The organism is Sediminibacterium sp. GW821-FHT12F12 (genome assembly GCF_058806635.1).
Map to the genome: position 1 here is coordinate 116,076 of NZ_JBXAPW010000006.1, position 22,971 is coordinate 139,046.

General features: G+C 45.3%; 16 protein-coding genes. 6 read left to right on the forward strand and 10 right to left on the reverse strand.

Annotated elements, in window-relative coordinates:
• Positions 1–53: 53 nt before the first annotated feature.
• A complete protein-coding gene (locus tag AC1RNB_RS10890) occupies positions 54–446 on the forward strand; it encodes a hypothetical protein (protein WP_493082702.1) in 393 nt (130 codons plus the stop codon).
• A 108-nt stretch (positions 447–554) separates the two neighbouring features.
• On the opposite strand, the gene AC1RNB_RS10895 is transcribed toward AC1RNB_RS10890, so the two are convergent.
• On the reverse strand, positions 555–1,508 hold the full coding sequence (locus AC1RNB_RS10895) for a class I SAM-dependent methyltransferase (protein ID WP_493082703.1): 954 nt from the start codon (positions 1,506–1,508) through the stop codon (positions 555–557).
• Between the two features lie 145 nt (positions 1,509–1,653).
• On the opposite strand from AC1RNB_RS10895, the gene AC1RNB_RS10900 reads away from it, so the two are divergent.
• Together AC1RNB_RS10900 and AC1RNB_RS10905 are read left to right on the forward strand one after the other, a co-directional pair.
• A complete protein-coding gene (locus AC1RNB_RS10900; protein ID WP_493082704.1) occupies positions 1,654–3,288 on the forward strand; it encodes a M14 family metallopeptidase in 1,635 nt (544 codons plus the stop codon).
• Between the two features lie 18 nt (positions 3,289–3,306).
• Complete coding sequence (locus AC1RNB_RS10905; protein WP_493082705.1) at positions 3,307–5,046, forward strand: M14 family metallopeptidase; 1,740 nt, start codon at positions 3,307–3,309, stop codon at positions 5,044–5,046.
• Positions 5,047–5,194: 148 nt separating this feature from the next.
• On the opposite strand, the gene AC1RNB_RS10910 is transcribed toward AC1RNB_RS10905, so the two are convergent.
• Together AC1RNB_RS10910 and AC1RNB_RS10915 are read right to left on the reverse strand one after the other, a co-directional pair.
• The gene (locus tag AC1RNB_RS10910) at positions 5,195–6,190 is read right to left on the reverse strand and encodes a thioredoxin-like domain-containing protein (RefSeq protein WP_493082706.1); all 996 of its coding nucleotides are present in this window, start codon (positions 6,188–6,190) and stop codon (positions 5,195–5,197) included.
• 109 nt (positions 6,191–6,299) lie between these two features.
• Positions 6,300–7,490 carry a pyridoxal phosphate-dependent aminotransferase gene (locus tag AC1RNB_RS10915; RefSeq protein WP_493082707.1) on the reverse strand — a complete coding sequence of 397 codons (1,191 nt, stop codon included), beginning with the start codon at positions 7,488–7,490 and terminating at the stop codon, positions 6,300–6,302.
• Positions 7,491–7,758: 268 nt separating this feature from the next.
• On the opposite strand from AC1RNB_RS10915, the gene AC1RNB_RS10920 reads away from it, so the two are divergent.
• Positions 7,759–9,204, forward strand: coding sequence for an L-serine ammonia-lyase (locus tag AC1RNB_RS10920; RefSeq protein WP_493082708.1), 1,446 nt, complete (start codon positions 7,759–7,761; stop codon positions 9,202–9,204).
• Positions 9,205–9,366: 162 nt separating this feature from the next.
• Here AC1RNB_RS10920 and mqnE read toward each other — a convergent pair whose 3' ends face one another.
• From mqnE to AC1RNB_RS10940, 4 genes are all read right to left on the reverse strand, one after another.
• Positions 9,367–10,509: an aminofutalosine synthase MqnE gene (gene mqnE, locus AC1RNB_RS10925; protein WP_493082709.1), complete on the reverse strand. Its 1,143-nt coding sequence runs from the start codon at positions 10,507–10,509 to the stop codon at positions 9,367–9,369.
• A gap of 347 nt (positions 10,510–10,856) precedes the next feature.
• Positions 10,857–12,098: a nucleoside permease gene (locus tag AC1RNB_RS10930; protein WP_493082710.1), complete on the reverse strand. Its 1,242-nt coding sequence runs from the start codon at positions 12,096–12,098 to the stop codon at positions 10,857–10,859.
• Between the two features lie 268 nt (positions 12,099–12,366).
• Positions 12,367–12,684 carry a thioredoxin gene (trxA, locus tag AC1RNB_RS10935; protein ID WP_493082711.1) on the reverse strand — a complete coding sequence of 106 codons (318 nt, stop codon included), beginning with the start codon at positions 12,682–12,684 and terminating at the stop codon, positions 12,367–12,369.
• 144 nt (positions 12,685–12,828) lie between these two features.
• Complete coding sequence (locus AC1RNB_RS10940) at positions 12,829–14,058, reverse strand: DUF418 domain-containing protein (protein WP_493082712.1); 1,230 nt, start codon at positions 14,056–14,058, stop codon at positions 12,829–12,831.
• A 321-nt stretch (positions 14,059–14,379) separates the two neighbouring features.
• Here AC1RNB_RS10940 and AC1RNB_RS10945 point away from each other — a divergent pair, with 321 nt between their 5' ends.
• On the forward strand, positions 14,380–14,862 hold the full coding sequence (locus AC1RNB_RS10945; protein ID WP_493082713.1) for a hypothetical protein: 483 nt from the start codon (positions 14,380–14,382) through the stop codon (positions 14,860–14,862).
• A gap of 41 nt (positions 14,863–14,903) precedes the next feature.
• Here AC1RNB_RS10945 and dnaE read toward each other — a convergent pair whose 3' ends face one another.
• The gene (gene dnaE / locus AC1RNB_RS10950) at positions 14,904–18,575 is read right to left on the reverse strand and encodes a DNA polymerase III subunit alpha (protein ID WP_493082714.1); all 3,672 of its coding nucleotides are present in this window, start codon (positions 18,573–18,575) and stop codon (positions 14,904–14,906) included.
• Between the two features lie 227 nt (positions 18,576–18,802).
• On the opposite strand from dnaE, the gene AC1RNB_RS10955 reads away from it, so the two are divergent.
• Complete coding sequence (locus AC1RNB_RS10955; RefSeq protein WP_493082715.1) at positions 18,803–19,534, forward strand: C40 family peptidase; 732 nt, start codon at positions 18,803–18,805, stop codon at positions 19,532–19,534.
• A 92-nt stretch (positions 19,535–19,626) separates the two neighbouring features.
• Here the strand turns inward: AC1RNB_RS10955 and AC1RNB_RS10960 are convergent, their stop codons facing one another.
• Together AC1RNB_RS10960 and AC1RNB_RS10965 are read right to left on the reverse strand one after the other, a co-directional pair.
• Positions 19,627–21,156, reverse strand: a complete 1,530-nt coding sequence (locus tag AC1RNB_RS10960; RefSeq protein WP_493082716.1) for a lipopolysaccharide biosynthesis protein — start codon at positions 21,154–21,156, stop codon at positions 19,627–19,629.
• 126 nt (positions 21,157–21,282) lie between these two features.
• Entirely contained in the window at positions 21,283–22,959 is a 1,677-nt protein-coding gene (locus AC1RNB_RS10965; protein ID WP_493082717.1) for a M1 family metallopeptidase, read from the reverse strand.
• Positions 22,960–22,971 lie beyond the last annotated feature (12 nt).

The following is a 22,971-nucleotide window of genomic DNA, read 5'->3' on the forward strand; positions in this document are numbered from 1 at the left end:
AATCAACCAATTATTAAGTTACTGTCTTTTCTGAATAAGCTAATTTCTAATAAATGACTATCGTTCCTCAGCTACACCCTTTTTTTCGCAAAAGTGCCGCTAAGAAAGGGACTGGCATATTGATACTGATTATGCTGCTGATGGTCGGATTTAAATTACTCATCTTTGACCTGGTCATCCCCAAAACAGCCAACCTCACCACCCCACCCAAATGGCGTATGATGCCGCTTCGCCAGAACAGGGAAGTGCTGCTCGACTATTTTGGTAACCCCGCGAAAAGTCAGGAAAGGGTAGATGAATGGACAGGCGGCAGAAAGGGGAAAATACACCAACTGCGCGTATATTATTCTGCAGACTCCATTGCCGTTGCGTACGCTATCCGGTACCGGTATAGTAATTTTTTGTTTGCGAAGGAGTATGTGTTGGATAGCAATGATATCAGATAAACAATGATAGAATGATAGTATGATAGAATGATAGAATAAAATTTAGGGAAGGTTCCTGCAAATGAAACAAATCAAAACATTCACTCATTCTATCATGCTATCATTCTCTCATTTTCTAACCCTATAACACCATCTCTTCAACTTCCCTTCAAAATCAAATGGTGTGGTGGCTTTGGTGATGTCTTTGATGTCTGTGGCTTTGATTAATTCTCCCTCCATCACAAAGCGGGTAAAATTGGTACTGAAAAAAATGACACCATCCGCTGAGAGCGTTGCCAATGCATCGTTGAGCAATTCCACATGATCCCTTTGTATATCGAGGAAATCCTTCATCCGCTTGCTGTTGCTGAATGTGGGTGGGTCCATGATCACGAGGTCGAAACTGTTGGGTGGCAGGGTTTTTAGGTATTGCATCACATCGGCATGGATAAACAGGTATTTTTCGGGATCCTTGAAATGATTGATCACAAAATTATCTTCTGCCCAGGCCAGGTAGGTTTTAGACAGGTCCACTGAAGTAACAGCGGTAGCGCCACCTGCCGCCGCATACACCGAAAAAGAACCGGTATAACAGAAAAGATTCAGCACGCGTTTATCCTTACACAGCGCTCTGACCATCTGCCTTGTAACGCGGTGGTCGAGAAACAGGCCTGTATCGAGGTAATCGGTCAGGTTAACCTGAAATTTCAGTCCGTTTTCCAGCACGGTAAAAAACTCCTGTTTGGTGTCCATTTTCTCGTACTGGTCTTCGCCCCGGTGCGACATCCGCTTCCGTTGCCGTACATACATACGATCGGCCGGAATCCCTGTAACGTCTGCGATCACCTGCAAACAACTGTCCAGCCAGGTTTCATGTTCCTCATCTGTCATACCATGCCTGCGCAGGTATTCGGCCAGGTAGATCTTATCCTCATAGATCTCTACACAGAGCGGGAACTCGGGTAGATCGTGATCGTATACCCGGTAACAGGAAACCTCCTGTCTTTTGGCCAGTTTGCTTTTGTGTTTGAACACTTTCACCAAACGGTTGCGGAACATCTCTGTTTTTGCCGTTTCCATCATGGGTGCAAAATACGGAGATGCGGGGGTTTATTGGTTTACTGGTTTAATAGTTTATCGGTTTACCGGCATACCAGACAACCATACAAATAAACCAGTAAATCAATCAACCAATAAACTGCTATATTTAAAATCTAAAACTAGCTCCATGAGACAAATCTTATTGGCATCCCTGCTGTTAGGGCTGGTGTCTGGTGTACAGGCACAGGAATACAGCAGTTATGCAGACCAGCTAAGCCGTTTGCAGGCACTCTCCAAAGCCTGGCCCTCGCTGGTAAAACTGCAATCCCTTACTAAAACCAATGGCGGCAAAGATTGCTGGCTGTTGACCATTGGCACAACAGGTAAAACAGAAACTAAACCCGCCATTGCCGTAATCGGAGGCACCGAAGGCAACCACTTACTGGGCGTTGAAATGGCCATTGGCTTTGCCGAAAATCTGCTGAAAGGCAGTGGTACAGACAGTATCAAAAACCTGCTGGCCAAAACCACTTATTACGTGTTCCCGAATATGAGTCCAGATGCTACGGAGCAATACTTTGCCAAACTGAAATACGAACGTAGCAGTAATGCCACAGATACCGACGATGACAGAGATGGTAAATTGAATGAAGATGGGGTAGATGATCTGGACGGAAACGGAAAGATTACCCTGATGCGGATCATTTCTCCTGTAGGCGATTACAAAACCCATCCGGAAGATGCACGGGTTTTGGTAAAAGCCGATGCCAGTAAAGGAGAGAAAGGAAAATACCGTTTGCTGACCGAGGGTTTCGACAATGACAAAGACGGTTACCTGAACGAAGATGGGGAAGGCGGCATTGCCCTCAACAAGAACTTCACCTATAAACACAATACGTTTGCCGCCGGTGCCGGCGATTATCCTGCCAGCGAAAAAGAAACCCGCACCATGCTGGATTTTCTGTTCGATGCGTTTAATGTATATGCTGTGGTGAGTTTTGGCAGTAACAATAACTTATCCACCCCCATTGCCTACAATCCTTTGCTGGCAAGAGAAAGGATACTGGCCGGTTATCTTGAGCCCGATGCCAGGGTGAATGGGATGGTTAGTGAGTTATATAACAAGGTTACCGGATTAAAGGATGCCCCCAGAACCAGTCCCGGCGGTGGTGATCTGTTATCATGGGGATATTTTCATTATACCCGCTATAGCTTTAGTACACCGGGTTGGTGGGTACCTAAAGCCAAACCGGATACCGCCAAAAAGGAAAAATCTTTTACAGTAGAAGATCCCGCTGCCAATTATTTGCGCTGGGCACAACAACAGGGAATTACCAATACGTTTACCGAATGGAAAACGATCCAGCATCCGGATTATCCTGATCAGCAGGTAGAAGTGGGTGGACTGGATCCTTTTGTTTTGGTGAACCCGCCTTACAAACTGGTGGGCGATATAGTAAAAAAACATACAGACTTTCTGGTAAAACTGGCCGGTCAGCAGGCAGAGATTGATGTGGTGAATCTGAAAACGGAAAAACTGGGTAATGGATTGACGAGGATCAGTCTCGACCTGATCAACAAAGGCGGTCTGGCCACGCATCCCAAACTGGCAGAACGCAGTTACTTCCTCAAAAAGCTGAAAGTGGCTGTGAACAATACCGGCAACCAGCAGATCGTAGGCGGCAAAAAGATCACCCTGTTGAATTCACTGGAAGCTGCGGGATCACAATCCTTCAGCTGGCTGATCAAAGGCAGCGGTAAACTCACCATTGATGTGGGTTGCCCAACGGCCGGTACCAAACAAGTGGAAGTAACCCTGTAAACCTCAAAACAACGCATTATGAAACGCATATTATTATTCTGTTTGTCACTATTCACCCTAGCTGTTGGGCAGTTACTGGCACAGGCACCCGAACAGATGTTCAAAGCAGCAGGGTCGCCGGTGAATCCCAAAGTAACTGTTACCTGGAACAAATACTACGACCATGCAGGTATTGGTGAGATCTGTAAAAAGATCGCTGCTGCTTATCCCAACCTCGCCAAATTCGAATCTATCGGGAAGTCTTACCAGGGAAGGGATCTCTGGTGCCTTACTATTACCGATTTCAAAAAAGGCGATCCTGCGCGTAAACCCGGCATGTATATCGATGGGAATATTCACTCCAACGAAATACAAGGGGCTGAATTTGCCCTGTATACGGCCTGGTACCTGACCGAATCTTTCGGCGATACGAAATTCATTCAGGAATTACTCGAAGACAAAGTATTCTATATTATTCCCACCATTAATCCAGACGGAAGGGATAGTTATATCCACAAACCCAATAATGCCAGCTCTCCCAGATCGGGTTTGTTACCTGTAGATAATGATGCGGATGGGTTAATTGATGAAGACAGTTATGAAGACCTGAACGGCGATGGTAATATCACGCTGATGCGGAGGAGAAGTCCGAACGGCCGTTTTAAAACTGATCCCCGTGATCCGCGCAACATGATCCAGGCCGGAGTAGATGAAAGAGGTGAGTGGGAACTGCTGGGTATTGAAGGCATCGACAAAGACGGAGATGGACGTGTAAGTGAAGATGGGTACACTTTCCAGTACGATCCCAACCGCGATTGGGGATGGGGTTGGCAGCCGAACTATATTCAGAACGGCGCGTATAAATATCCGTTCTCTTTGCCCGAGAACAGGGCCGTGATGGAATTTGTGATGAAACATCCGAATATCGCCGCCGCACAGTCTTTTCACAATGCAGGAGGCATGATCCTTCGTGGGCCGGGCGGACAGGAAGACGTGAACACTTACAACGCACAGGACTTACAGGTATATGATGCCATTGGTAAAAAAGGCGAAGAGTTATTGCCAGGCTACAAATATCTCGTGGTGTATAAAGATCTGTATTCTGCCTATGGTGGTGAGTTGGATTGGTTTTATGCGGGAAGAGGCATCTATACCTATTCCAACGAATTATGGACGCCTTACCTGATGTATATGAAAGAAGGATCCCGCGATCCGTTTGATAATCCCACTTATAGCTTTGATCGTTACCTGTTATTCCAGGATGCCTTTGTTCCCTGGAAAGAATATGACCATCCGCAATACGGTAAAGTGGAGATCGGTGGGTTCAAGAAGAATTTTACAAGGGCGCATCCCGGTTTTTTATTGGAGTCGGATGCCCATCGTAATATGGCCTTCAGTATCTACCATTGTTTTTCAACCCCAAAACTGGAAGTGCAGAGCATCTCAGAAAAGGATCTGGGCGATGGTTTGAAGGAAGTGACCGCCGTAGTGGCTAACCAGCGCATGATGCCTACGCATAGTAGCCAGGATACCAAGAACAAAATTGAGCGGCCCGACCTGATCAGCCTCAGCACTACCGGTAAAATTGTAGCCGGTATGACGGTGGAGAACAAAGACCTGAACCTGACAACCGAACAGAAGAATAATCCGCAAACCATTGAGGTTCCCAATATTCCGGGCCTGGGCGCGGTAACGGTGAAATGGATGGTACAAGGTGGCGGAAAATATACAGTAACTGTTGATAGCAGGAAAGGGGGAGTGGTGAGCGGAACTAAGTAAAAGAAATTGTCGCCTATAAAAAACCAAGACCCGGGATTGAAGTTCCGGGTCTTGTTATAATAATAACTGCTCATCTATTTCTATTGTTGCTCGCGACTACAAATTTTCGAAAGATTTGTAACATCAATGTTTCACCTGCACTGAATAGTTACATTTTATTTAATAATGTACTTAACTTCTGTCTCAGACCACTGTCTGAAAGTGCCTTTCCGACAATTTTACCTGATTCATCAAGAAGTAGGTTGAATGGGATATACTCCAGATGATAATACTTCGCGATTTCAGCATAAAATCCTTTCAATTCGGAAACCTGCAACCATGGAAGTCGCTCTTGTCTTAGAGCCCTTATCCAATTTTCATGAGTATCGTCAAGTGAGATACTTATAATTTGCAACCCCATTTTATTAAATTCAGAATAGATTTTTTTTAATTCTGGAAAGGCCTTTCTGCAAGGACCACACCAACTTGCCCAAAAATCTATTAAAGTGTATTTGTGGGTTAATGTAACTAAATCGATCCTTGATCCGATGCTATCAAGTTGAGGTGGGAGATAAGCTATTGTGCCAATATCAGTTGCTTTAAGCCGCATAAGAAACTTTTCTACCCCATTTAAATTGAACTTGGCGCGCTGCTCATTTGATAATAAATTAAAGATACTTTCAGCTTGTTTATATGACAAAAACTCACTTTGCACCAAAGTCTCAGATGATAAATTATGGTTAGGATATTCCTTAGCAAATTGATAAATACTGTCATAGAGAAATTTGTTTTGCACACTATCGGGAATAGATATGTTTCTTATTTCTTTCCAGAAATTCAAAACTCTTTCTCTTAAGTTTTGGCTTTGTGATCCGATCACATCTATCACATTAAGAAAGACATAATATTTATTGTTGATATATTGACTATCAACTTTAAAACGAAGGGTAATTTGTCCAGAATCTAAATAAACGTACGCTGCGGAGGATATTGGTAGAATAGAGAAGGAAGCTAAAATTGGTTCAGTGATAGTCAAATTAATATCAAAGTTATGATTGATAATTTGAACAAAATCAGATTTTGGTTCCTTTGCATCATAATAATATATTTTTATTCTACCATTTGGCATGTTATCAATGACTCCGCTGATATGGGAACGGAGCATGTATTGGGAGTTCGACAGATTCGCCACACACAAAAAGCATATGAAAATAAAAAGTCTCATTTTTTCATCTATTGCCGTTGTTGGTCGCTGACCAACAACAAAACAAGTACTATTTCAATTTCGCCAATGCTTCTTTAATTCTTTTCCAGGCCGTTTCAATATTCTCCATACTGGCGGCAAAAGAGAAACGAACGCAGTTGGGTTCTCCGAACGCTTCACCCATTACACAGGAAACATGGGCGTTGTTCAGGATATACATACTCAGATCAGCTGAATTAGTGATGGTTTCGTTGCCATCTGATTTTCCGTAATAAGCACTTACATCAGGGAACACATAAAAAGCGCCTTCAGGTTCAAAACATTTGAAACCGGGTATTTCTTTGATCAGTTCCAGCGTGCGGGCACGTCTGCGGGTAAACTCGGCCGTCATTTCCTGTGAAGGTCGCAGATCACCGGTTAAAGCTGCCACCGCTGCTTTCTGCGTAACAGAAGTAGCACCGCTGGTAAACTGTCCCTGTAATTTTTCACAGGCTTTGGCTATGGTAACATTGGCTGCTATATAACCCAGGCGCCATCCGGTCATGGCAAAACCTTTACTCAATCCGTTGATCAGTACCACACGGTCTTTCAGGTCGTCGAACTGTGCAATACTTTCGTGTTTGCCTACAAAATTGATGTACTCATAGATCTCATCTGCCAGGATGGTGATGTTCGGATATTTCCGGAACACGACTGCCAGTGCTTCCAGTTCTGCTTTGCTGTATACGGCACCAGAAGGGTTGCAGGGTGAGGAGAACATGAACACTTTGGTTTTATCGGTAATGGCCGCTTCCAGTTGTGCTGCGGTACTTTTAAAACCGTTCTCTACCGTGGTTCTGATCTCAACTACTTTACCACGGGCAATTTTTACCAGTTCAGAGTAAGTAACCCAATAAGGGGTAGGGATCACTACTTCATCACCTTCATCTACCAGGGCCAGAATGGCATTGGCCAGGCTCTGTTTGGCACCGGTGGATGTTACAATGTTTTCAGGCTTATAATCAAGGTTATTATCGCGTTTCAATTTGGTACAAACCGCTTCGCGCAGGTCCATGTATCCGGCTACCGGAGAATAGTGGCTCCAGTTGTCATTGATGGCTTTGATAGCGGCATCTTTGATATGCTGTGGGGTATCGAAATCGGGTTCACCCAGACTCAGATTGATGACATTAAATCCTTTGGCTGCCAGTTCGCGGCCCAGTTTGGCCATTTTGAGTGTTTCGGGCTCATTAAACCTGTCGAGAAGAGAAGAAAGTTGCATACAGAATTTACATTAAGGAAATTAGCTATCTATTAATTTTGCGCTGGAAAGTTCGGAAAAACATTCCAAACGCTTGTAAGTTTTGAGGGGGCATTGGTTTACTGGTTTATTAGTTTATTGGTAGGCTGGTGGGATACTTGCGACAGAATATATTATACCAGCCACTGAAGCAGCATAAGGAAAATGATAGTGAGCACATACCTACAATGATATAGATCCCAGGAAACGAATAAACCAGTAAACCAATAAACAAATAAACCATCTACATTTGAACCGTAATACAGACGCCATGCCTTACGAATCGATTTCCGTTTTTGATATGTTTAAAATCGGTGTCGGGCCTTCCAGCTCGCACACTTTGGGCCCCTGGAGGGCGGCTTTGCGTTGCCTGGATACCATACGGGAGAAAGGTGGTTTAGAAGAAGTGGTTTCCGTCACGGTTTTACTGTATGGTTCCCTGGCCAAAACCGGCAGGGGGCATGGTACCGATATTGCCGTAATGCTCGGTTTATGCGGAGAAGATCCGGTTACGATTGATGTGAATGCCATCACTCCCAAGATCAACCGGATTATCGCAGACAAAGAACTTCCACTTGGGGGCAGCATGCCTATTCATTTTCCGGTGTCAGAAAAAGTGCAGTTTCTCTTCAACGAAACATTGCCTTATCATCCCAACGGACTTTCCTTTCTGGTAACGATGAAAAACGGCGACAGCTGGAGTGAGACTTTTTTCTCGATCGGTGGCGGTTTTGTGGTGAAGGAAGGTGAAAGTAATGGCGGCAAAAAAACGGTACAACTGCCTTTCCCGATCGATACGGCCAGCGACCTGCTGCACTGGTGCATGAATGGCATGGCCATTCATGAAGTGGTGATGGAAAACGAATCAAGCTGGCGCAGCGAAGCCGATACCCGCAAAGGCGTACTGCAGATCTGGAATGCGATGAAAGAATGCACTTTCCGCGGCTGCCATGCCAAGGGTGAATTACCCGGCGGACTGCAGGTACGCCGCAGGGCTTTTGACCTGAACAAACGCCTGATGAAAGGGCAGACCTATACCGATTATGATAGCTGGATGGCCTGCATCAAACAGGGCGGTCATGATTTCAGTTACACTCTGGATTGGGTAAGCTGCTTTGCCCTCGCCGTCAACGAAGAGAACGCTTCCTTCGGCCGGGTTGTAACCGCACCTACCAATGGAGCCGCAGGCGTTATTCCCGCCGTTTTGCAGTACTATATTGCTTTCTGCGATGGAAATACGGAGGATAAAATCATTCGCTTTCTGCTGGTAGCATCCGAAATAGGCAGCATCTTTAAAAAAGGGGCCACCATCTCTGCTGCGATGGGTGGTTGCCAGGCCGAGATCGGCGTTTCTTCCGCCATGGCCGCGGCTGCGTTAACAGAATGTATGGGTGGTACACAGCGCCAGGCATTAATGGCCGCCGAAATCGCGATGGAACATCATCTGGGGCTTACTTGCGATCCGATTGGCGGATTGGTTCAGATCCCCTGCATCGAAAGAAATACCATGGGCGCCATCAAAGCCATCACTGCTTCTCAGCTGGCATTACAAAGCTCACCCGATTATGCCATCGTCAGCCTAGATAAAGTGATCAAAACCATGTGGGATACCGCGCTGGATATGAGCAGCAAATACAAAGAAACCGCTGATGGCGGATTGGCGATACATATACCGATCAGTTTGCCGGAATGTTAAGTGTGAGTAGTGAGTAGTCAGTAGTGAGTAGGTAGTTATTGGTTAGTTTGCTACTTCGCACATTTCACAATGCGAACATTGCTCAAAACATTCTATCAATCTATCATACTATCATTCTATCATTGCTCCCTACCCAAAACATTCACTCATCCACTCATTCACTCATTCACTCATTGCTTCTTCATACACCTTTATCTCATTATACAAAGTCCCCCTCTCCACCGGTTGTCTCTTCACCTGTTTGATCAATGTAACCAGGTCTGCCGTGCTCATGGTAGGTGTTTGCTCTTCGCTGCCGGCCATGGCGTAGATCTTGGTGGAGTCATCGATGGTACCATCAATATCATTCACCCCAAAAGAGAGCGATAACTGGGCGTTCTGCCTGCCCAGCATGGGCCAGTAGGCTTTGATATGCGGGAAGTTATCCATGTACAAACGGGATACGGCATACATGCGCATGTCTTCAATGATCGAGGATTCGGCCACATGACTCATATCATTATCCTTGTTACGGAATTTCAGCGGAATGAACGTATTGAATCCACCGGTTTCATCCTGCAGGCTGCGTAACCGTTCCATATGATCGATACGGTGCCAGTATTTTTCGATATGTCCGTATAAGAGCGTGGCATTGCTATGCATACCCAGTTGGTGAGCCGTTTTGTGAATATGTAACCAGCCATCGGCATCTACTTTATCCTCGCAGATCTGTGTACGGATCTCCGGATGAAAGATTTCTGCACCACCGCCGGGTAAGGAATCCAGTCCGGCCTCATGTGCCAGACGCATACCTTCCTCTGTGCTGACCTTGGCTTTTTTGAACATATAATCCAGCTCTACGGGTGTAAACGCTTTGATATGCAGATCCGGACGATGTGCTTTGATTTTACGCAACAGTTCCAGGAAAAACTCCATGGTCATTTTGGGGTGTACACCGCCTACAATATGCACTTCTGTAACGGGCTGACCATCGTAGCTTTTTACAATATCCAGCATCTGGTCAATGCTCAGTTCCCAGCCTTCTTCCTTGTGGGCGTATAAGCGGGAGTAGGAGCAGAATTTACAGGAGAATACACAGAGATTGGTGGGTTCAATATGAAAGTTCCGGTTGAAATAGGTCTTGTTGCCATGTTTCTCTTCGCGTACCCAGTTGGCCAGCGCACCCAGGTAGGCGAGGGAGCCTTTTTCGAACAAAGCCACACCGTCATCAAAAGAGATTCTTTCTTTGTTCAGTATTTTCTGGCCGATCTGCTGGAGTTGGGAATCTTTGACACTGGAAACGATTACAGAGACTGCGGAGCTCATATTCACCTGTTTAGAGTGCAAAATTAATTAGTAATTGGTAATTAGTAGTTAGTAATTCACAACTGTGCGGCAAAAAAACGCTGTTTTTGATAGAAACTTTGACAAGCTCGTATTCTCCTATCTATTGATAGTGCAGTCATCCGCGAGATCAAAGTCAGAAAACCTCTGTTGCTCTGTGTATTCTGTGTTAAAAATTGGCCGGTGCTATCCTATGTTGAGGTCTTTTTCAACACAGAAGGACAGAGATAGGTAGCTACACAGAGAAGGCTTTGAAACAGTAGTTTGTTTAACCAACTTACCATTACAAAGCCTCCCCAGTCCAATTTTTAATTGCTAATTTTTAATTATCAGTGTTTCACTCCCTCCAACGCTGTCCTGTCATGTTTATACCTGAAAACCAAGGGGAAAACAATTCCCAGAATCAGCGCATATCCGGCAAAACTGAACCAGATGTTCTGCCAGTTTTTTACGCCGTCGATCGTGAAATAATCTACTACCCAGCCACTGATGGTTCCACCGAGATAGGCGCCGATACCGTTGGTCATGAGCATGAACAAACCCTGCGCGCTGGCGCGGATCTTGATATCGGCTTCTTTTTCCACGAAAAGCGAGCCGGAGATATTGAAAAAATCAAATGCCATACCATAAATGATCATCGACATCAACAGCAGATACAGACCCGGGCCGGGATCGCCGATGGCGAAGAGACCGAAACGGAATACCCAGGCAAAAATGCTCATCAGCATTACATTTTTGATCCCGAATCTTTTAAGAAAGAAAGGAATGGTGAGGATGAACAGGGTTTCAGAGATCTGCGAGATGGAGATCAATAAATTGGGATGCTGTACGCCGAATGAGTCGGGGAACTTGCCTTTGAAATCATCCAGGAAAGGCGATCCGAATGCATTGGTGATCTGCAGCGCCGCCCCCAGCAACATGGCGAACATAAAGAAGATGATCATTTTTTTACGGCGGAACAGCACAAAAGCATCCAGTCCCAGAGCAGATACCAGGCTACGCTTGGCTTCCACCGGTACCCGGGTGCAGGCTGGCATGGTAAAGGCATAGATACCCAGTAACAAACCTGAACCGGCACTAACATACAACTGCAAAGGGCTCTTTGTCCAGCCGAAAAGATCCACCATCCACATGGCCACAATAAAACCAATAGTGCCCCATACCCGGATGGGAGGGAAGTCTTTCACGATATCAAATCCTTTCTTTTCCAGCACGATATAAGAAACCGTATTATTCAGTGCGATGGTAGGCATGAATGCCATCGAATTCAGCAGCATGATCAGGTAAAAAGTACGGTAATCGGTAACAGTAGAAGCCCAGAGCAACAATAAAGCACCTATGATATGCAATGACCCCAGCACTTTTTCGGCATTTATCCACCTGTCGGCCACAATACCCATCAGGGCGGGCATAAAAAGAGAAGCAATACCCATGGTAGCATAAACGGCACCCACTTCACCGCCCGTAAATCCCAGGGTTACGATCATATATCCCCCCAACGAGATCAGCCAGGAACCCCACACAAAGAACTCCAAAAAATTCATCAGCATCAGGCGGGCCTTGATATTCATAGACAAGTTGTTTTAGTGGTAGAAATCAGGTGGGAAGATAGGAAAAATCGAACAGAAGAACAGATGAACAAGGAACAGACGAACAGACGAGCAAGGAACAGAAGAACAGATGATCGGAGGATAGAGTACGGCAATTTTCAGATGATAACAAGCGAATTCGACATACTGCCTAAGCCTTCGTCCGTTCCTTGTTCATCTGTTCGTCTGTTCATCTGTTCAAAAAAAAGAGCCCGAAACCCGGGCTCTTTTGAAAATATCTGTGCACAACTTAAATATGCGCCTGGATCTTTTTATCCAATACCGATTTCGGTACAGCGCCGATCTGTTTGTCTACGATCTGTCCACCTTTGATGAAGAGGATGGCAGGAATGGAAGTAATACCATAATTCACACTCAGGTTCGGGTTATGGTCAACATTTACTTTGCCCACGTTTACTTTACCGTCGTATTCTTTGGCCAGTTCTTCAATAACGGGTCCGATAGCACGGCAAGGGCCACACCACTCTGCCCAGAAATCTACCAATGTCAGTTTATCGCTGTCCAGTACGTTTGCCTGGAAATTTGCGTCTGTTAATTCTAAAGCCATTTGTCTAAGATTTAAATTGTTTATGATTGTCTCTTGTGATAGAAGGATGTCAAATATAAATCCAAACCCTGGTTTATGCTGTTTTGACTTTTCCACCACTGTGACTAATGACGTTGCAACAGTAAAAACCTGACAAGGGGGCAGCTATTTCCGTTTCAGGGGATACCATTGCAAGAAAGTGGCCGAACGCCAGAGCCATTCAAACGGGCCGTAGCGGAAGCTTTTCAGCCACCATTTGCATAGGATTACCTGCACCACAAAGAAAACCAGGGCAATCAGCCAGTTGAGCCAGGGAGCGGTTTGGCCAACAAGGCCCAGCCCCACACCATAATACAACCCCAGGCCCAGCAGGGTTTGGGTGAGATAACAGCTCAGTGCCATTTTACCCACCGAAGCCAGCGGATAGAGCCTTTTCTGCCATTTGGGCCTGTATAACAGTAAACTGATCCCCGCAACATAAAAACAAACCAGCGAAGCACTCAGGGTGTCATAAAAGATGCTGAAAATGAAGCCCATAACCGGGTTCTGCTCCCAACCAAGTTTCAGGAAGGTATTGGCGGCAATCAGGCTCAGTCCTGCCAGCAAACAACCCAAACCCAGCCAGCTGCTGGTGCGGAGTATCTTTTTAAATACCGGTCGGGAGCTATCCGGGGTTTCAAACCAGTTTTTACGCCCTGTGTACATACCCAGCAGGAAAAAGCCGAATGTGACAAATATGCGGCCGCTATCGAGCTGAAATTTGAATTTATCGGGGAAGTTGAGCAGGTTGGCTTTGAACAAGGGCCACCAGTAAGGCTGTTGCATCATGGTAAAATAGGCTTTGCCAACCGCTTCAAAATCGGGTGGGGGCCCATTGCCAGGAGGGGGAGGAGATGTTGGTACCGTTGACAGAAGTTTCACCACTTCAATCAGTTTGCCGGGAACATTCAGGGCAAACAGAATACCCAGTACCAGGATAATCCGGTTATTCCATTTACGCATGGGTAATAAAAGAAAACCCAGTGGCGCATAAATGGAGAGAATATCGCCACGCCAGAAAGCGTGATGCACCACACCGATCAATCCCAGCAGGGTAATACGCCAGGCATAGCGTAATACAAAATTGTCGTTTCGTTTCTCCATGCTCTGCATCTGCAGGTAAAAACTCAGTCCGAAGAGAAAAGAGAAAAAAGCAAAGAACTTACCGGAAATGAAAATGTCATTAATTACAGGCATTACCTGCGAGCCAATGTCTTTGTATTTGTTGAAGAGCTCGCCGGGTAAGGGACCGGCGCTATACCAGAAAATCATATGCGCCAGCAGAATGCCGAATAAGGCAAAGCCACGAAGCACATCAACCGTGATGATGCGTGGGGTAGCTACAGGTGTTTGCATGCAGGTTTTGGTTTTGTACAGTACGTAAGTAGTGTAAAAAAAGTTACAGCTCTGCGGTAAAAAAGGATGAACAACTGTATAGGGGGGTGAGTAACAAGAACTCACATAAATATGTGATATCCAGGCCTCTGTTAATCGGAATAAATGGCAACATGCCGGAATACCTGCTGGTATAGCGAATAGGGTACAGGTATCAGAAAGAACATTGCAATGGTTTCCCCTTAGGGTTTTATGGGAAGGTAATGACAAATGTCATTTTTAAAGCTTTACTGCTTGTGTAACTTTGTATTAGAAAATGTACAACAGTTTTAATAACAGAAAATGAAAAAGCTGATTCAACTATCTTTTTTGACTGCAGTTATGTATTTAACAGGATGTACTAAAGAGGTTACGGATCCTTTGGCAAATGTTATCACCAGCACCCAGACCGAAATTGGGACAGGTTATATTCTGGTGAAAGAGTTGGATAGCACTGAGTTAACCATTGAAATTTCTCCCGCGATTACCTGTTATACCTACAAATACGGGCAACCGTTAAATCCATGTGATATTCGTATTTACTTCAATTGCAACTTAACGAAACCCGTAAATGGATGGCTGCGTATTGATATCAGAAAGAAAACTTCCGGTCTGCTTATTGGCACTACCAATGCCGAAATCTCTGATTTGCCGGATATTGTATTAAATATTGCACCTCGCACTACCAATGCCTATTTTAATAGTTTTTTCAAGAATGCTGATTTGAATCAGGTGCCGGATATATTCCGGATAGACCAGGTGATTATGTATAAAGAAGGCAAGTAACCGGATCAATACAGGCAGCTCATCGAAAAGTAGCTGATTCATTACCCCACCAATCCCACCTGTATATCCACATCCGGATTGGCCATCAGAAAATCCGCCATTTCTTCGTTCATCTGAAAACCGCGGTCAAAAGAACTGAGGGTTACTTTCAGGTTGTCTTTGGGTTCAAAGAGATTGAATTTTAAGGACGATTTACCGGGATTATTGCGTACGTTTTTATCTACAAAACTCACAAAATCAGCCGTTACCGATGCCGGATGCATATTGATCTCGATACTGCGTGTCAGGTTCTGCTTCACGGTTTCGAGCAAAGACATCACATTGATCTTGAATTCGAAATTATTGGGCTGGTTGTAGCGGTTGCGGAAAAAACCGGTGAGCAGGATATTCTGCCCTTTTTCGAGGTAGTTCTGGAACTTGATATAATCCTCGCTCCACAACACAAACTCTGTTTTACCCGTAAAATCCTCGATCACAAAAGAGCCAAAGTTTTTGCCCGTTTTGGTAACCCGGTGCTGTACATCTATCACCAGGCCGGCCACCCGCAAACTCTTGCCCAGTCCCGACTGTGCACTCAGCGAATCCCTGATCTCATTAAAATCGTTGATCTTGGTAATGCCGTAATATTTCAGTTCAAATTTAAAATGGTCCAGCGGGTGCCCGCTCATGAACATACCCGTCACATCTTTTTCGTGATCCAGCAGTTCGGTCAGGGTCCAGGGTTCGCACTGGGGAATTTTGGGTACCTGCACTTTCATGGCATCCGACAGATCGCCGAAGAGGGTATTGGCGGTACCGGTAACACTTTGCTGCGCCTGTCCATAAGCAATAATGCGTTCCAGTCCGCTTTGCCTTTCGTTCTCGGGCGTATAAAAATACTGTGCACGGTGATAGGCTGTAAAACAATCAAAAGCACCGGAATAAGCCAGGCTCTCCAGCGATTTCTTGTTTACGTTTTTCTGCAATACCCGTTTGATAAAATCGAAAATATCTTTGTATTCACCGCTTTTTTCACGCTCGGCAATAATGGTATCCACGGCCGCATCGCCCACACCTTTCAGTCCACCCAAACCAAAACGGATCTCGCCCCGCTGGTTTACTGCAAAACCTTTGAGCGATTCATTGATATCCGGCCCCAGTACTTTAATGCCCATTCGTTTACACTCTTCCATAAAGAAAGTGATCTTTTCAATGGCACCGGCATGGTTCAGTACTGCCGACATATACTCGCCCGGATAATGGGCTTTCAGGTAAGCCGTCTGGTAAGCCACAAAGGCATAACAGGTGGAGTGCGATTTGTTGAATGCGTATTGTGCAAAGGCTTCCCAGTCGGTCCAGATCTTTTCCAGTTTATCGGGCGCATGTCCTTTGGCTGTGGCACCGCTGATAAACTGGGCCTTCATTTTATCGAGTACCGATTTCTGCTTTTTACCCATGGCTTTCCGCAATACATCTGCATCGCCCTTGGTAAAACCGCCGATGCTCTGGCTCAGCAGCATCACCTGTTCCTGGTATACGGTAATACCGTAAGTGTCTTCGAGGTATTCTTTCATATCCTCCAGGTCGTAACTGATGGCTTCGCGGCCATGTTTACGGTCGATGAATTTGGGGATATAGGCAATAGGGCCGGGACGATACAGTGCGTTCATCGCAATCAGGTCATCAAACTTATCCGGTTTTAACTCACGCAGGTATTTCTGCATACCCACACTTTCAAACTGGAACGTGGCATTGGTTTCGCCCTTCTGGTATAACTGGAAAGTTTTTTCATCATCCAGTGCAATCGTATCCAGGTCTATTTCCACACCGTGGTTCTGTTTGATCAGTTCCAGGGCAGTTTTTAAAATGGAGAGGGTTTTCAGCCCCAGGAAGTCCATCTTGATAACACCGGCATCTTCGATCACACTTCCCTCGATCTGTGTTACCCAGAGATCAGAGTCTTTCGAAACGGCTACGGGCAAAAGATCCGTCAGGTCTTTCGGAGCGATGATGATACCAGCGGCGTGAATACCTGTGTTACGTACCGAGCCTTCCAGTCGTTCGGCCTCGTGTAATACCTGTGCGCGGATATCGTTCCCGTTATAGATCTCGCGGATCTTTTTTACATTATCAATATCTTCCTGCTGGTAGGCTTCTTTTTCTTCGAGAGATTTTTCGCCTTCTTTAATGGTTAATGGGGCATGCAATACCCTGCGCAGTTCCGTTCCCGGTTTATCGGGCACCAGTTTGGCCAGCATATTACTTTCGGCCAATGGCAGATCCAGCACACGTGCCACATCTTTGATACTCATTTTGGCTGCCATGGTACCGTAGGTAATGATCTGCGCCACCTGGTTTTTGCCGTATTTATCTACTACATAATCGATCACTTTCTGGCGGCCCTCATCATCGAAGTCCGTATCAATATCGGGCATGCTCTTACGATCCGGGTTCAGGAAACGCTCAAACAGCAGGTTGTATTTAATGGGGTCGATATTGGTGATACCGATACAATACGCCACCACACTGCCCGCAGCCGATCCACGTCCCGGCCCTACAAACACACCCATATCTCTTCCGGCTTTGATAAAATCGCTCACAATCAGAAAGTACCCCGCAAAACCCATGGTTTTGATGGTGAACAGTTCAAAATCAATACGCTCCTGAATGGCCGGTGTAAGGTCATTGTATCGCATTTTGGCCCCCTCACGGGTGAGGTGTTGCAGAAACTCCCACTGGTTCAGGTTGGCATCTGCATGCACCTGGAACTCTTTGGGAATGGGGAAAGCGGGGAGGAGGATGTCTTTTTTCAGGTTCAGGATCTCAACCTTATCCACTACCGCCTGTGTATTCTCGAGCGATGCTGGAATATCACTGAACAGTTTCGACATTTCCTCCGTGGTCTTGAAATAGAACTGGTCGTTCGGGAATTTGAAACGGCGGTTCTTTATCTGTACCTCATCATTCACAAAATCGTCGAAACCCGGTGTACTCTGTTTTTCGCCGGTATTGATACAAAGCAGGATATCGTGTGCATTGGAATCGTCGCGGTCTACATAGTGACTATCGTTGGTAGCGATCACCGGTACTTTGTATTTCTTCGAGAAACGGACCAGGGTATCGTTGATCAGTTCCTGCTCTTTGATATTATGACGCTGCAGTTCAATATAATAATCCTCGCCAAACATATCCAGCCACCACTTGAATTCTTTTTCAGCAGCCGCTTCACCATCGTGTAAAATGGTTTGGGGCACGTAGGCACCAATACAACAGGTGGTGGCAATCAATCCTTCGTGGTATTTTTCTATCAGTTCCTTATCGATCCTCGGGTATTTACTGTACATCCCTTCAATAAAACCCAGCGATGTCAGTTTAACGAGATTCTGGTAACCGATCTTGTTTTTAGCGAGCAATACCTGGTGGTAACGTTCGTCTTTGAGTTCTTTGGTAAAGGTTTTGATATGACGGTCTTTTACCACGTAAAACTCGCAGCCCACAATGGGTTTTACCGTGGGTTCAAGGATATCTTTTCCATTGGCATCTTTCCCTACCACTTTGGTGTTCTTCCATGCCTGGCTCACAAAATTGAAGGCCCCGAACATATTACCATGATCGGTGATGGCCAAAGCGGGCATCCCATCTTTCATGGCTTTTTTATACAGGTTATCGATCGGTGCGGCACCATCGAGTAACGAGTATTGGGTATGAACGTGCAGGTGAGAGAACTGGGGCATGGGGAAGTCGGGAGTTTGGAGTTTGGAGTTTGGAGTTTTAAGTTTCCAACAAGCGACAAATATCGGTTATCCGGCAGCCGGAAAGAAGGGCAATTTTTCCACAAATGAACGGTCTGGATCGATGTGGTCGTCGGTCTTATTTATCCACATCTGCTGAAAGCGGTTAAGAAAACACAAAAGTTATTCCCCCTTAAGCATTTTATGGCTATGGCCTTTAACTTGCGGATGTGAGTCATCTGAAAAAAATACAGCATATATGCTTGCCTTTACTGGCCATCCTGATCCTGTCGGGCTGTAGTTCGGTGCGTAAGATCAGTACCAAAGACAGTGCATCCGGTGCCACTGCTCCCAAAAAGATTAAATCAACCGCCAAAAGAGAGTTTATTAATGGGATAGAAGTAACGCCGGGGTACCTGGTTACTTCCTCGCAGAAAACGGGAACGGGCAATGCCAAAAAAGGAGAGATGGGTAAAGACCAGACTGTTACCTATGGCAAAGCCGATAACCGGCTGATGTCGTTCGGCATCGAGAATGCCAATATGCTGCAACTGAAATACGCCATTGCCACCGATGCGTCTGTAGAAAAACTCACCAATATTCCTTTGCTCGAAGTGATCGATAAATGGTGGGGCACCAAATACTGTATGGGTGGCAGTACCGATAACTGTATTGACTGTTCGGCGTTTACCCAGGTTATTATGCGCGATGTGTACCAGTTATCTTTACCCAGAACCTCGCAGGAACAATACAATATTGCCGAAAAAATAGAACTCGAAGACCTACGCGAGGGCGACCTCGTTTTCTTTAACACCAGCGGAAGAGATATTTCGCATGTGGGTGTTTACCTGCTCAACAACAAATTCGTACACGCAGCCACGAGTGGTGGGGTGATGATCAGTGATCTGAATGAAAAGTACTGGCAGCCGAGGTTTCGTGGCGCAGGAAGAGTAACGAAGTAATTAGTAATTAAAAATTAGCAATTAAAAATTGACGGGATTCTTCTCAGTGAACCTCCGTGTTTTCTGTATCTCTGTGATGAAAAAATATCCCATTATTTATTCCGGTAACGGTCTACTCGCTTAAGAAATACCGCAAATAACTGTCCTGCATCGGGGGTTAGTTGGAAGTAGAAGATGCCGCCGATCATGATGCCGGAGAAACTGATGCCGCGCAGGATAAGTCCTGCCCAGCCGTGAATATCTTTCATCAGGAAATAACAGAAACCATAGGCAGCTGCCGCTAACAGGAAGGAATACAGGGTTTTGATGGTAAAGGGCTGCATTTTGAACTTTCTGCGCAGGAACTCGAAACGGATAAAATTATACACGGTGTAAGCCGTTAATTCAGCAAAGGCAGAACCGATAATACCATATTGTTTGATCAGAAAATAGGTAAGGGGTAAACGGAAAGCCAGTAAGATAACGCCACTATAAAAGTCGAAGCGCCAGAAAGTAGAAGTATTAATGACCATGGCATTGAGCCCGGTTCCGGCATCAATGATGCGCACCATGCCGAGAATGAACAATACACCCAATCCATCGGAATAATCTTTCTGGATATTGAGTACCTGCATTCCATCCACTACATTCAGCCAGATATTGCCGAAGATGAATAACGACATGAGCAACAAGTTGATACATGAGCGCTGGTAAATACGGTAAATCTCTTTATAGTCTTTGTCTTTCCAGGCACGGGAGAGAATACCTGCAGAAATGGACTGGATACTGCGTTGGGGTACCTGTATCAGGTTGGCTGCATATTGCGCAAACACGAAGATACCTGTAGCCGTGAGTCCTTTTAAACTGGCAATGATGAGGCTGTCGATGGTAGCTGCTACAGCTGCAATAAAAGTGCCGCCAAAGATCAGTGCCTGCATACCTACGATCTTCTTCCAGAATTTACGGGTTACACGGCTGATGGAAAAAGTGAGGTATAAATGTCCTGAACGGTAGAGATAGACCAGTAATACCAGGAATACGACCAGGTACTGAAAGGCAAACAGGTAAACGAAATACTCGAAAGAGATCAGCTTAAAATAGAACAAGAGAATCAGTACACTGGTTAAAATACGGAGCCCGGTTTCTTTCAGAAAATTAGAGATCACCGATTTATGTACCGCCCAGCAGAAACTTTCGATCACCGAAAAAAACAGCATGCCCATGGCAAAGGGAAACAGCCAGAAATAATAATCCACCACCAGTTGCGAGTTCTCTGAGAACTTACGGATGAACAGGGGTTCAAAGTACCAGCCTCCCCAGAGTACCAATAAAAATCCAAAGAAAGATGCCAGTAAGGCCCAGGATAACAGATCGATCCTTTTCTCCGGCAGATTGTCTTTGTAATAAGGATAAAATTTATAGATCACCGGAATCACGCCCAACGAACCAAAAGCAAACATGATCTGTCCAAAATCGAAAAAGATCCTGGTTAAAGCGTATTGACTGGGCGCAAACACATTGCCCGACTCGTAAAAAAAGAAAGGGGTGGAAGTGGTATAGAAATAGTTATTGATGAAGCCAATGAAAAATCCAATATACACGAGTATACTTGAGATGATCGTCTGTTTCCGTATACTACCCATTTTGGTAATTAATGATTAATAATTAGCAATTAATAATTTTTGTGTTTGCTTCAAAGGATTGATATAGAAATAGGGATGTATTTGCTGGTAAATGATAATTACTAACTACTAATTATTAATTCCTAATTACAAACTCCCTTGTTTCACCTGCACATAATAATTCTTCTCGATTTCTTTTATCGGAAACGCTGCCCAATCGCCCGGTTTCAGTTCTTTGGTATTCCATTTATTGGATTCAGGGCCGAGTAATAATCCGCCTTTGGATGTATGCAGGAATATCGGCAGGTTAAACCCATCCACGCAATTGGTATACCGGTACGACAGTTTGGTTTTATCGGCAGAGATGGCATATTCAAAAACCGGCACCTGTGTGGTGCGGAGGTACTGGTCAAATATTTTGTTCACATTGCCGCCGAAGAACTGGCTCACCACCTGTTGAATATCTTCGGTGGTAACCGTTTGGTGGTAGAATTTCTTACCCATAAACCGGAGCATCTCCCGGAATTTTTCATCATCATTCATAGCATGACGGATGCTGTGCAGCATATTACCCGATTTGGGATACATATCGCCACTGCCTTCTTTGTTCACTCCATACGGGCCAATAATGGGTTTGTCGTTCTGGATACCACGGCGGCTTCCGTAATTGTATTCGTTACCGGCCTGTTTGCCGTATACATAATCCGTAAACAGGGTTTCGGAATAATTGGTGAAGCCTTCATGGATCCACATATCGGCCAGGTCTTTACTGGTGATGCTGTTGGCAAACCATTCGTGACCGCTTTCGTGTACAATAATAAAGTCCCATTTCAGTCCCCAGCCACTGCCACTCAGATCGCGACCGAGATAACCGTTCTGGTATTTGTTGCCATAGGCCACGGCACTCTGGTGTTCCATACCGAGATGCGAGGATTCTACAAGCTTGTATCCGTCTTCATAAAAAGGATAGGGCCCCATCCAGTATTCAAAAGCCCGTAACATGGTTTTGGCCTGTTTGAACTGTTCTTTTGCTTTGTCGATATTATAATCGAGTACCCAGTAGCTCAGGTCCAGCTTGCCTTTTTCGCCCAGCAGGGTATCGGTAAAGTTGACATACTTGCCGATATAGGGAACAAGGTTATAATTATTGATCGGGTTCTTTACCTCCCAACGCCAGGTAAGGGTGCCACTGCTGAAGCTTTTAGAATTGATCAGCCGGCCATTGGCCACTGCTACCAGTGTATCAGGAACAGTGATCAGCATGGTGGCCCCATTATCCGGTTCATCGCTCTGGTGATCTTTGCAGGGATACCAGACACTGGCACCCAGTCCCTGGCAGGCAACCGTCATCCAGGGTCTGCCTTTGGCATCTTTCTGAAAGATCCAGCCACCATCCCAGGGGGCACGTTTAGCCACTTTGGGGTTACCCTCATAAGCAAGGGCCAGTTTCTGCGTACTTCCTTTGGCCAGGTTTACGGGTATATCAAGATAATACAGATTGCCATCGCGGGTATAATTCAGTCTGGTATCGCCCAGATAGGCTTTGGTCAGTAACATGGGCTCCTGCAGATCTATCTGCATCCGTTTACCGGGACGCAATACTTTAAACTGCATATCTACTTTACCCTTGATCGTTTTTCTATCAAAATCAGGTGTTACTGCAATACTGTAATGCAACACATCCCACCAGGTTCGGTTTTCGTTCAAACTGCCCCGCAGGGTATCGGCACGGGTAAATTCTTCTTTATTTTCACCCAACTGGGCTTTGGTTATGCCCAAACTTCCTATACTGAGCAAGAGCAGTAAGCTGAATTTTGTCATCATTGTTTAAAATTA

What these genes read in the sequence shown, in the direction of transcription:
- AC1RNB_RS10905 (WP_493082705.1), top strand. Translation starts at nt 3,307, where the DNA reads ATGAAACGCATATTATTATTCTGTTTGTCACTATTCACCCTAGCTGTT.
- AC1RNB_RS10890 (WP_493082702.1), top strand. Translation starts at nt 54, where the DNA reads ATGACTATCGTTCCTCAGCTACACCCTTTTTTTCGCAAAAGTGCCGCT.
- mqnE (WP_493082709.1), bottom strand. Translation starts at nt 10,509, where the DNA reads ATGAGCTCCGCAGTCTCTGTAATCGTTTCCAGTGTCAAAGATTCCCAA.
- AC1RNB_RS10900 (WP_493082704.1), top strand. Translation starts at nt 1,654, where the DNA reads ATGAGACAAATCTTATTGGCATCCCTGCTGTTAGGGCTGGTGTCTGGT.
- dnaE (WP_493082714.1), bottom strand. Translation starts at nt 18,575, where the DNA reads ATGCCCCAGTTCTCTCACCTGCACGTTCATACCCAATACTCGTTACTC.
- AC1RNB_RS10965 (WP_493082717.1), bottom strand. Translation starts at nt 22,959, where the DNA reads ATGATGACAAAATTCAGCTTACTGCTCTTGCTCAGTATAGGAAGTTTG.
- AC1RNB_RS10945 (WP_493082713.1), top strand. Translation starts at nt 14,380, where the DNA reads ATGAAAAAGCTGATTCAACTATCTTTTTTGACTGCAGTTATGTATTTA.
- AC1RNB_RS10940 (WP_493082712.1), bottom strand. Translation starts at nt 14,058, where the DNA reads ATGCAAACACCTGTAGCTACCCCACGCATCATCACGGTTGATGTGCTT.
- AC1RNB_RS10915 (WP_493082707.1), bottom strand. Translation starts at nt 7,490, where the DNA reads ATGCAACTTTCTTCTCTTCTCGACAGGTTTAATGAGCCCGAAACACTC.
- AC1RNB_RS10895 (WP_493082703.1), bottom strand. Translation starts at nt 1,508, where the DNA reads ATGATGGAAACGGCAAAAACAGAGATGTTCCGCAACCGTTTGGTGAAA.
- trxA (WP_493082711.1), bottom strand. Translation starts at nt 12,684, where the DNA reads ATGGCTTTAGAATTAACAGACGCAAATTTCCAGGCAAACGTACTGGAC.
- AC1RNB_RS10910 (WP_493082706.1), bottom strand. Translation starts at nt 6,190, where the DNA reads ATGCTCCGTTCCCATATCAGCGGAGTCATTGATAACATGCCAAATGGT.
- AC1RNB_RS10930 (WP_493082710.1), bottom strand. Translation starts at nt 12,098, where the DNA reads ATGAATATCAAGGCCCGCCTGATGCTGATGAATTTTTTGGAGTTCTTT.
- AC1RNB_RS10960 (WP_493082716.1), bottom strand. Translation starts at nt 21,156, where the DNA reads ATGGGTAGTATACGGAAACAGACGATCATCTCAAGTATACTCGTGTAT.